Source organism: Kitasatospora sp. NPDC057936 (assembly GCF_042887525.1).
Classification (GTDB): domain Bacteria; phylum Actinomycetota; class Actinomycetes; order Streptomycetales; family Streptomycetaceae; genus Kitasatospora.
In genome coordinates this window covers 46,981-56,513 of sequence record NZ_JBHVPD010000070.1, presented here as the reverse complement: position 1 = coordinate 56,513, position 9,533 = coordinate 46,981, and the positions used below count along the sequence as shown (strand labels likewise).

Sequence of the window (9,533 nt, the reverse complement as noted above, 5' to 3'; positions counted from 1 at the left end):
ACTGAACGCCTTCGAGATCACCTTCGACGGCCGGCTCTCCATCGGCCGCCGGTAATACAAATCAACCTGAGTTACACCGTTGGCTGGACACACCCCTACCGCCCAGGCCAGCAGACACCCTCGAACAGCCCACACTCGAACGGGTGGACCTTTATCGAAAAGGCGTCTATCCGCTGGAGGATCGACCTCCAGGTTGCCACCCCCGGCCTCGCCGCCCGCGCCGCCGACGCCCGCGTGGAGCGTGCCGACACCCACGCCGAGCGGTGGTCGGACCACGCGCCGGTGACGGTGGCGTACGCCGTGGCGGACTGAACGGCCGGCGGTCGCCGGAGAATCGTATGGAAATCAATAATTCCGGATGTACTTGATCGTGCATCGAGCATCCGGACGCACATCCCCGATGTGACCCTTGCCACAGCCGCGAGGGTCACATCATTCATTGGCGGCCGTTTACCTGGCCGAAACGATTCACGATGGCCTGATGCCGTGTGATCATTCGTCAAACCTTCATATTCGATGGCAGTGTGTGCGTAGCCGTACCACCCTTCTGCACCAAGTACACATGATCGTGTACACGATGACGAATGGCTGAACTGTGCGCACTACCCGGTCGGATCGCAACGACGCGACCACGCGGCCCCGCCTTCCAGACGAACAGCTCACGCTCCAGGAGTTCTCCCGGCTCGCCGGGCAGGTCGGGGGCTACCCCTATGTGAAGGTCGTACTCGACCGTCAGGAGTCGGTACTCCACTTCATCGACAGTGCCGACGGCACCCTCCACGTCCGGTACATCGCGAGCGAGATCCTCGGAATGTCGATCGACGAACTGGCCCGCGGGCTCGACGCGTTCAACGACGAGGTTTACCGGAATCCCGATCGCCGCTTCTATCTCGGCACCCTCGCGCACCACACCCACCACAGCCACCACACCCGCCACGGCGAATTCCTGTCCCTGGAAACGGTCGACGTCGACACCATGTCCCAGGAGATGCTGCGGCACTTCTTCCACCGGGTGCGCGAGCACGTCGACCCGGCGCTGCCGCTGGTCCTCAAGCCGGCCAACCACCGGCAGGAGGGCTACGTCGCCCGCATCCCGGAGAGCGAGATACCGCGCGTACTGTCCCACGAGCTCTACTCCACCGCCGCGTTCGTGCCGCTCGCGGCCGGGACGGCCCACGGGCGGCTGCGGGTGTTCCGGTCGGAGGAGGAGTACCGGGGTGATCCCGAGCCGCTGGCGTGGCACGACATCGTGGTGATGCCACGGGTGCCCGAGGACATCCCCCGGGTGTCCGGGATCATCCACACCGAGCACACCACGCCGCTCTCCCACATCAACGTGATGGCCGCCGGCTGGCGGATCCCCAACGCCGTCGGCCTCGGGGCCGTCGAACGGATCGAGCGTGCCGGGCTGGCCGGGCGGTGGGTGCGCTACCGGGTCGCGGCGGACGGCGAAGACTTCCACCTGGAGGCCGCGCAGCCGGGCAACCCCGGGGACACGCGGCCCGCCGCGCCGGGCGACCGCGTCGTCGTGGACGTGCCCGACCTCACGCCCACGCCGATCGCCCCGCTGTCCGAGCTGCGCGCCGGCGACCACGTCCGGTTCGGCACCAAGGCGGCGGGCCTCGGCGAGCTCACCCACCTGCTGCAGCACGGCTCGCCGCGCTGGCTCGGCTTCTACCGCGCGCCCCGGCCGCCCCGGGACAACCTGCTGCGCTACCTGGCCCGGCAGCTCGACCTCCCGGAGGACGCGGACGTCGCGGAACTCGACTTCGCCGCACAGCAGTTGGTGAAGGAGCACGCCCAGGTTCCGCGCGGGATCGTTCTGCCCTTCTCCCTCCAGCAGTGCTTCCTCGACTCGTCGGCAGAGCTCCGGGGAGTCGTCGGAGCGATCGATTCGGCTCTGTCCGACGGGACTTCGGCCCAGCGGGTCGAGGAGCTCTGCCTCGAAGCGCAGCGGCTGATCCGCGCCGTCCCGGTACCCGGACCGATCCGCACCGAGATCGACCGGGCGGTCGGCCGGCACCTGTACGGCGCACCCGTCCTGGTCGTCCGCAGCTCCTCCAACGCCGAGGACCTGCCCGGCTTCTCGGCCGCCGGCCTGTACGAGTCGGTGGCGAACGTCGGGAGTGCGGGCGGCATGGCCCCGGGCACGACCCCGGGCGATGCGCTCCTCGACGCGGTCCGGGAGGTGTGGGCGTCGCTGCTGTCGCCGCGCGCGGTGCTGCTGCGGAGCCAGGCCGGCATCCCGCCGGAGCACTGCCGCATGGGCGTGATCGTCCAGGAGCAGGTGGGTGCCACCGTCGGCGGCGTCCTGGTGAGCTGCAACCCGCTGAGCCCGGGGGACTTCCGCAACGTCCTCCTCAACATCTCGCCGCGCTCGGTGACCGACGTCGTCACCGGCCGGGGCGCCCCGATCCAGTACCTGTGCAACACGATGGAGGGCGGCAGCCGCACGGTCTCGCTGGGCACCGCCGGCGCCGACCTGGACGGCGGGACCAAGGACGTCCTGGGCCGGCTGGCCCTGATCAGCCGGCTGCTGCAGTCGCACTTCTCGCCCGACGAGGCGTACGACGCCCCGGTCGACGTCGAGTGGGCGGTCGAGGGCGACCGGATCAGCCTGCTGCAGGTGCGCCCCTTCCGCACCGCCGGCTGACGAGTCCCGCACCTTTAGCCCCCAGCCCTGTGCAGGCCTGCGCGAGGCAGCTCGCACGTGCCGCCGGGCCAACTGAACTTCCTTCCGGAGAGCCGAAGTTGAACAAGATCCTGTACGTCTACGTCAAGGGCGGAGCCCCGCTCGAATACGCCTTCCCGCGCATCGCCGCCTGCGGCGAGCTGCACGTCCTCGCGCTGGCACCGCTGCCCACGACCGCGGAGGAGGTCTGGCGTCCGAGCTGTACGAGCATCGAACTCGTGCCGGACGCCCCGCGCGGCGACGAGCTCGTCGAGCTGATCGTGGAGCATGCGAAGGCCCTCGGGGCCGACGCGGTGCTGACCCTCTCGGAGTTCGCCGTGCTGGCCGTCGCGCACGCGGCGAGCCGGCTCGGGCTGGCCGGGGCCGGCGAGGGGATCCTCCGCGCCCGGGACAAGCGGCTGATGCGGGAGGCGTGGGCCGCGGCCGGCGTGCCGATACCCGCCTTCCGCCGGGTCGACAGCCTCGCCGACCTGGACGCCGCGCTGGCCGGGTTGACGCCCCCGCTGCTGCTCAAGCCGGCCTGGGGCGCCGGGTCGGTGGCACAGATCGTGCTGGACGCGCCCGAGGACGCCGCCCCGGCGTGGGAGGAGATCGAGCGCGGGCTGCGGGCCGGCAGCCGGGTCGGCATGAACGAGCTCTACGCCGCGGACACCGACCGGGACCGGCTGGTCGAGGAGATCGCCCAGGGCTCCACCGCGGGCTGGTACGAGGAGCCCGGCTACGGCGACTACGTGAGCGTGGAGGGGATCGTCGCGGACGGCGTCTACCACCCGCTGGCCATCACCGCCAAGCTGCCGACCGTGCCCTCCTTCGTCGAGGTGGCCAGCACCTCGCCCGCGGTCCTCCCGGTGCCGGTGCAGCGCCGGATCGAGGAGGTCTCGCGGCAGGCCGTCGACGCGCTCGGGCTGGAGAACTGCGGCACGCACACCGAGCTGAAGCTCATGGCGGACGGCGGGCTGGTGGTCATCGAGACCGCCGCGAGGTTCGGCGGCCTGCTGACGACCCGGCAGGTCCACGAGGTCTTCGGGCTCGACCCGATCGGCATGCTGGTGCGGCAGTTGCTCGGCGAGCGCGTCGACTACCCCGCGGCCATGCTCACCGACGGGGTGAGGGCCGCCGCGTCGGTGGCCGTCGTCCCGGCCGACGCGGCCGGGACGCCCTGGCGGAGCAGCCCGGTCTGGAACCCGCGGGCCGTGGACTGGCAGGGCCTGCTGTCGCCGGGCAGCACCATCGAGGCCGTGCCGGCCTTCACCCTGCCCGAGGGCGAGCCGGTCCCGGCCTTCGACCCGTCCGCGGGGTCGCGCAACTGGCTCGGCGTCTACCTGCTGACCGCCGTCGACGCCGCCACCCTGCACCGCGACTGCAACGCCGTGCTGAACGGCCTCGAAGCCGCCCTGCACCGGGCCTCCTCCTGATCCCGCCCGTCCCGACGACCGAGGTTCCTCCCATGCGCGTACTGTTCGCCGGCGCCCCCGGCTTCGGCCACCTCTTCCCGCTGGTCCCGCTCGCCAGGGCGATGCGCGGGCTCGGCCACGAGGTCGCGGTGGCCTCGATGGACGGCGGCGAGCCGGTCGCCGCGTCCGGGCTGCCGTACCTGTCCATCGCCCCCGGCGTCGACTGGCGCAAGGAGATCAGGGAGGCCGGCCGCACCCGGCGGCCCGACCTGATGGAGCGGGTGATCGCGACCAACTCGGCCGACCGCGAGGCGTTCGTGCCGCTCGCAGCCCACGTCAACAGCCGGGTGGCCGACGCGGTGGTCGAACTCGCCGCACGGTGGCGGCCGGACCTCGTGGTGTACGAGTACCAGTTCCCGGTGGCCCTGCTCGCGGCGGCCCGCCTGGGCGTGCCCGCCGTCCAGCACGACCTGGGCTTCGTCCGCACCCCGAAGCTGCGCGCGCTGATGCTCGCCGAGATGGCGGACACCTTCGCGCGGCACGGGATCGACCGGCTGCCCGAGCCGGCCGAGACCATCGACCTCGCACCGCCGAGCACGACGGGGGGCGACCTGTACGGCTGCTCGATGCGGCCCGTCTCGTACAACGGCGAGGGCGGCGTCCCGGCACCGCTGACCGCACCCGCCGGCCGGCCGCGCGTCGCGGTGACGCTCGGCACCGTGCCGCCCAAGACCGACGGCCTGACCAGGGTCGAACGGGTGATCGCGGCGGCGGCCGGCCTCGACGCGGAGTTCGTGCTGGCCACCGGCGAACTCGACCTGAGCACGCTCGGCACGCTGCCGGACAACGTCCGCGCGTACGGCTGGGTGCCGTGGCGGGCACTGCTGGACACCTGCGCGGCGGCGATCCACCACGGCGGCAGCGCCAGCGCGCTCGGCGCGCTGGACGCGGGCGTCCCGCAACTCGTGCTGCCCGACGGCTCCGACCGCTTCATCACCGCGGACGCCGTGCACGCCCGCGGCGCGGGGCTCCGGGCGAGTGCCGAGGAGATCGGCCCCGCGCTGCTGGAGCGGCTGCTCACCGACGAGGGGCTGCGCCGGGCCGCGCGCGAGGTCGGCGCCGAGATCGCGGCGATGCCGAGCCCGGCGGACGTGGCGCAGCGGCTCACCGGCCTGGCCGGCGCCACCCGCTGAGCCGGGCGGCCGGTGCCCCGGCCGCGAACGCGCGGCCGGGTCCGGCCCGTACCCGCCGCCCGGCCCGCCGGGGTCGCCCGGGTCCCGGCCCTCGGCCCCGGGCGGCCGGGAACGGCGACCTCACGCAGGCGTCCGTGCTCCGGCCGACCGGAGCGGTCAGAACGGTCCGGTGCCCAACTGCTCCGCCAGGAAGCGTTCGAGGGGCGTCAGCGGAACCTCCGGGCAGAGCCGTTCGGGGTGCCACCGGCCCGGCCCCTCCTCCTCGGGCGGCAGGACCGGAACGTGGACCCAGGAGCTTCCGTAGCTGATCAGCATGGACCAGAACGCCCGGGCACACCGCCGGCCCCAGGAACGCAGGATCCCGGACACGCGACGGCGCGGGCGCCGCGCTGCTCGGCACCGAACCGCGCGCGGGCGGATCAGAGCGTGGGACGCCCGTCACTGAGCAGCCCGGCGTTGAGGAGCGCCAGGATGCGGGAGGCGCGCTTGGGGTCGGTGTGCTCGGCCAGCAGCGCCTCCCGGGTGGGGAAGTGCCGGTAGAGGGTGCCGATCCCGAGCGGCGCCGCCATCGCGATGGTGCTCGGCGCGCGGCTGATCGACAAGCTGGGCAGCGGGCCGACCTCCTTCATCGGCGGCATGGTCAGCATCGTCGCCACCCTCCCCTTCGTCGCCATCGGCTCCGACACCAACTACTGGTACCTCGGCGCCGCGATGGTGGTGCGCGGATTCGGCATCGGCCTGTGCGCGATGCCCGCGATGACGGCCGCCTACCGGGCCGTCTCGCCGATGAAGGCGGGACCGGGGGCACTGTGGCATGCCCGGCGCGGCACACCCGGCCCAGCGCGCCTGACCCGGCGCGCCCGGCGTCGGCCCCGAACCCGGTTGCCCTGTCCATTACATGGCGTTACGTTTTCGTTACGTTCGATTGGGAAATCTGGGTGGAGCCCACTTGCTGACGTAGGTTTGGGTAAGGCCTAAAGAGATCAACGCGGGGGAAAGCAATGCTCAGCAGGCGTGTACGGGACTCCTATCGGCGGTTAAGGGACTCGCGCCAGGGCCGGAGCCGGGACGCCCACTTGCAGACCCACAGCCGTCGGTTGATGCGGCGGCTGGAGCTGCCCGTGCCGCTCGACCCGGCGGAGCTGTGCGAGCGGCTCGGCGAGGACCGCGGCACGCCGATCCGGCTGATGCCGTGGGAGCTGCCGGTCGACGGGCCGTTCGGCATGCTGATATCGCGCCCGCACGAGGACGCCATCGTCTACCAGTCCCACACCACCAAGGCCCACCAGGCCCACATCATCCTGCACGAGGTCGGCCACATCGTCGCGTACGACCTCGCGGGCGGACGGCCCACCGAGGCCGGGCCGCACGGGTGTTACTCCGACCGGGACGAGCGGGACGCCGAGGTCATCGCCTCCACGATCATGCGGCACGCGATCACGCTCGGGCGCCGGGCGCAGCGCTACGGCATCGACGAGCCCTGGCAGCCCTCGGTGTACAACAGCCTGGTCCTGACCGACGGGCTGACGTGAGGGCGTTCGACTGCGTCGCCATCGTCACGCTGCTCGCCGGTACCGCCTGGACGCTGCCCGCGCTCGTCCGCCGCCGCTTCCGCGATCCCATGCGGCTGCACCTGAGCCTGTCCCTGCTGTTCATGGGGCTGGGCAACCTGCTGGCGCAGCCCCGCCTGGTCGCCCTCCTCGACCGGCGCACCACCGCCGGGGTCGCCAAGTGCAGCTACAACGCGCTGGTCCTGGTCGGGCTCTGCCTCATGGTCTCGTTCCTGCGGGAGCGCCCGATCAACCGCCGTACGGCCGGGCGCTCGTGGGAGGTGCTGCTGTGCGCGGCCTGTCTGGCGGGCATGGTCGCGATGACCGTCCTGCTGCCGCCGCCGCTCCGCAACCACACCCTGACCAGCCACTTCCTGGTCGACTGGCGGGTGCGGGTGTTCTACGACCTGGGCAACGTCTTCCTGTTCTCCGGGTACGCCGCGTGCGCCCTGCTCGCCCTGCGGCACTCGCGCGCCGGGCACCCGCTGCGCAGATGGTCCCTGGCGGTCATCGCCGCCGGCCTGATCGGGCTCGACCTGAGCTGCGTCTTCCGCGTGCTGTGGGTCAACCTACCGGGGCTGCGCGCGCCCGGGACGCCGGTGACGTACGACGAGGACTTCGGCTTCGGCATCGCCGCCACGATCGTGGTGTGCGCGGGGCTGAGCCTGCCGTTCTTCGTGGGCCTGTTCCAGCTCCGGCGGGACCGGCGCGACCACCGCGCGCAGTACCACGGCCTGGAGGCGCTGTGGCAGCGGGTGGCGGCCTTCTACCCCGAACTGATCCTCGACCAGCGGAGTTTCGTCGGGCGGCAGCTGGGGCCCGTCGCGGACTACGCCTCGGCGACGTACCGGCGGTACGTCGAGTGCCGGGACGGGCTGACCCGGCTCGGCCCCTACCTCCGGCTCGCCGCCGACGAGTTGGCGCCCGGCGGGGACGGTCTGCCGAAGGATCCGCGCGCGGCGGCCCGCATCGTCGACCGCGCGCTGCTCCTGTACGGGGCGCAGTCGCTGGGCGAGGCGGCGCCGAAGACGAACGCGCTGTTCATCCCGGGGCCCCGCGAGGCCTCCGACGACTACGAGAGCGACCTCGTCGGGCTGATCGAGATCTCCCGCGAGCTGCGGGCGCTGCGGGCCCAGCGCACGGGCGCGGCGTAGCCGCCCGGGCCGGTGCGCCGCCCGGCGCACCGGCCCGAGGGTGCGGGAACCCTACGGCACCAGGACGAACTTGCCCCGGAATCCGCCGGCCTCCAGCCGCCGGTGCGCCTCGTGCGCGTCGGCGAACGGGAGGACGGTCGTCCGCGGCCGCACACCGGCGTCGCGGGCGGCGTGGGCGGCCACCTCGGCCAGGTCCGCGCGGTCCAGCTCCACGCCGTGGAGGACGAACTCCACGTCCGGGCGGCGGGCCGGGTCGGGCGCGGCGAACGGGACGAGGGTCAGGAACGTGCCGCCCGGGCACACCGCCTCGATCAGGTCCGGGGCGCCGCCGGCGTCCACGACGACGTCGTAGGCCTTCGCCTCGACGCGCGCCGGGTCGGTCAGCACCGCTCCCCCGCCCGGGCGGCCGAGGCGCAGCGCCCGGCAGGCCTCGGCGTCGCCGGGGCGGACGAGGAGGTCGGTGGTGGTGTCCGGCTCGTCGAGCAGCCGGACGGCGAGCTGTCCGCCGAGGCTGCCCTGGGCGCCGACGAGCAGCACCCGGCGGCCGGCCCGGACGGGGGTGCGGCGCAGCGCCTGGACGGCGGTGACGCCGGCCAGCGGCAGGGCGGCCGCGTCGACGAGGTCCAGGGCGTCGGGGACGCGGACGACGTACTCGGGGTCGAAGCGGACGTACTCCGCCATGCTGCCGACACCGGTGCCCAGTTGGGCGGTCATCGCCATGACGCGGTCGCCGGCGGTGTAGCCGCAGCCGGCGGGTGCGTGGGCGACGGTGCCGGCGAGGTCCCAGCCGAGGACGGCCGGGAGGGCGGTGGGGATCAAGCCCGAACGGGTGGCCAGGTCCACGGGGTTGACGGCGGCGGCCGCCACCCGGATGACGAGTCCGTCCCCGTCCGGTTCGGGCAGGTCGAGGAGGCCGAGTACCTCCGGGCCTCCGGTGCGCGTGATCCCCACGGCCTTCATCGTGCGGTGTCCTCCCCGGGACTCGGCGCCGGAGGCCTCGGGGCGTCCAGCGCGTCCATGATCGACAGTAGTTGCTCGCGGACCTCCGGGGTCATCCCGCCGGCCCGCATCGCGATCGAGCGCACCTGCCGGTCGGCGAGGACGGAGGCCCAGGCCGGGTCGTCGGCCGCGTCGGCGGCCGTCTCCTCGTTGATGAGCGCCCCCACCGAGACCGGGAGGGTCATCGGGCGGGCGCGGAAGTACTGCACGATCGCGGCGAGCACGCTGATCGTGGGGTTGGTCTGCGAGCCGTTGCGCAGGGCGGCCAGGTAGCTCCTGGAGATGGTGACGTCGTGGGACGGGTCCTCGGAGATCGCCTGGGCGACCTCGGACGTGGAGGGTTCCCGGCGGCGTCCCACGGCGTCCGTGGTGGCTGCATCCGCGAACCACGCGTTGAGGCGTTCCGCCAACGTGGCCATGTCCGTCTCCCTGGGCTCCGGCGCCTCGGGTCGGGACGACTCGGCGCGACGTTCGGTGACGGCAGGGTAGACGCTAGCGCTTCGCCTGTGAAGTCGCCAAGGTTCTCGAAGTCTAACACCAGCGCCACCTCA

The 9,533-nt window shown here is 72.9% G+C and carries 9 protein-coding genes and 1 pseudogene; 6 read left to right on the top strand and 4 right to left on the bottom strand.

The features are described 5' to 3' along the window. From ACFVU9_RS30570 to ACFVU9_RS30555, 4 genes and pseudogenes are all read left to right on the top strand, one after another. A pseudogene (locus ACFVU9_RS30570) lies at nt 1–312 on the top strand (hypothetical protein); the annotation flags it as partial. A gap of 283 nt (nt 313–595) precedes the next feature. Beyond that, on the top strand, nt 596–2,653 hold the full coding sequence (locus ACFVU9_RS30565) for a PEP/pyruvate-binding domain-containing protein (RefSeq protein ID WP_387598930.1): 2,058 nt from the start codon (nt 596–598) through the stop codon (nt 2,651–2,653). 98 nt (nt 2,654–2,751) lie between these two features. Next, nucleotides 2,752–4,107, top strand: coding sequence for an acetyl-CoA carboxylase biotin carboxylase subunit family protein (locus ACFVU9_RS30560; RefSeq protein ID WP_387598927.1), 1,356 nt, complete (start codon nt 2,752–2,754; stop codon nt 4,105–4,107). Nucleotides 4,108–4,139: 32 nt separating this feature from the next. Continuing rightward, nucleotides 4,140–5,279 (top strand): nucleotide disphospho-sugar-binding domain-containing protein, encoded by a 1,140-nt coding sequence (locus ACFVU9_RS30555; RefSeq protein WP_387598924.1) that lies wholly within the window; start codon nt 4,140–4,142, stop codon nt 5,277–5,279. Between the two features lie 156 nt (nt 5,280–5,435). Here ACFVU9_RS30555 and ACFVU9_RS30550 read toward each other — a convergent pair whose 3' ends face one another. Both ACFVU9_RS30550 and ACFVU9_RS30545 read right to left on the bottom strand, forming a co-directional pair. Next, the gene (locus ACFVU9_RS30550; RefSeq protein ID WP_380442279.1) at nt 5,436–5,594 is read right to left on the bottom strand and encodes a DUF6059 family protein; all 159 of its coding nucleotides are present in this window, start codon (nt 5,592–5,594) and stop codon (nt 5,436–5,438) included. A gap of 104 nt (nt 5,595–5,698) precedes the next feature. Next, nucleotides 5,699–5,935: a hypothetical protein gene (locus ACFVU9_RS30545; protein ID WP_380442277.1), complete on the bottom strand. Its 237-nt coding sequence runs from the start codon at nt 5,933–5,935 to the stop codon at nt 5,699–5,701. 420 nt (nt 5,936–6,355) lie between these two features. Here ACFVU9_RS30545 and ACFVU9_RS30540 point away from each other — a divergent pair, with 420 nt between their 5' ends. Both ACFVU9_RS30540 and ACFVU9_RS30535 read left to right on the top strand, forming a co-directional pair. Further along, complete coding sequence (locus tag ACFVU9_RS30540) at nt 6,356–6,811, top strand: hypothetical protein (RefSeq protein WP_380442275.1); 456 nt, start codon at nt 6,356–6,358, stop codon at nt 6,809–6,811. Beyond that, a complete protein-coding gene (locus ACFVU9_RS30535; RefSeq protein WP_387598920.1) occupies nt 6,808–7,983 on the top strand; it encodes an MAB_1171c family putative transporter in 1,176 nt (391 codons plus the stop codon). The genes ACFVU9_RS30540 and ACFVU9_RS30535 overlap by 4 nt, the downstream gene beginning before the upstream one ends. A 51-nt stretch (nt 7,984–8,034) precedes the next feature. Here the strand turns inward: ACFVU9_RS30535 and ACFVU9_RS30530 are convergent, their stop codons facing one another. Together ACFVU9_RS30530 and ACFVU9_RS30525 are read right to left on the bottom strand one after the other, a co-directional pair. Then, complete coding sequence (locus ACFVU9_RS30530; protein WP_387598917.1) at nt 8,035–8,934, bottom strand: alcohol dehydrogenase catalytic domain-containing protein; 900 nt, start codon at nt 8,932–8,934, stop codon at nt 8,035–8,037. A 5-nt stretch (nt 8,935–8,939) separates the two neighbouring features. Continuing rightward, nucleotides 8,940–9,401 (bottom strand): hypothetical protein, encoded by a 462-nt coding sequence (locus tag ACFVU9_RS30525; RefSeq protein ID WP_380442269.1) that lies wholly within the window; start codon nt 9,399–9,401, stop codon nt 8,940–8,942. Nucleotides 9,402–9,533 lie beyond the last annotated feature (132 nt).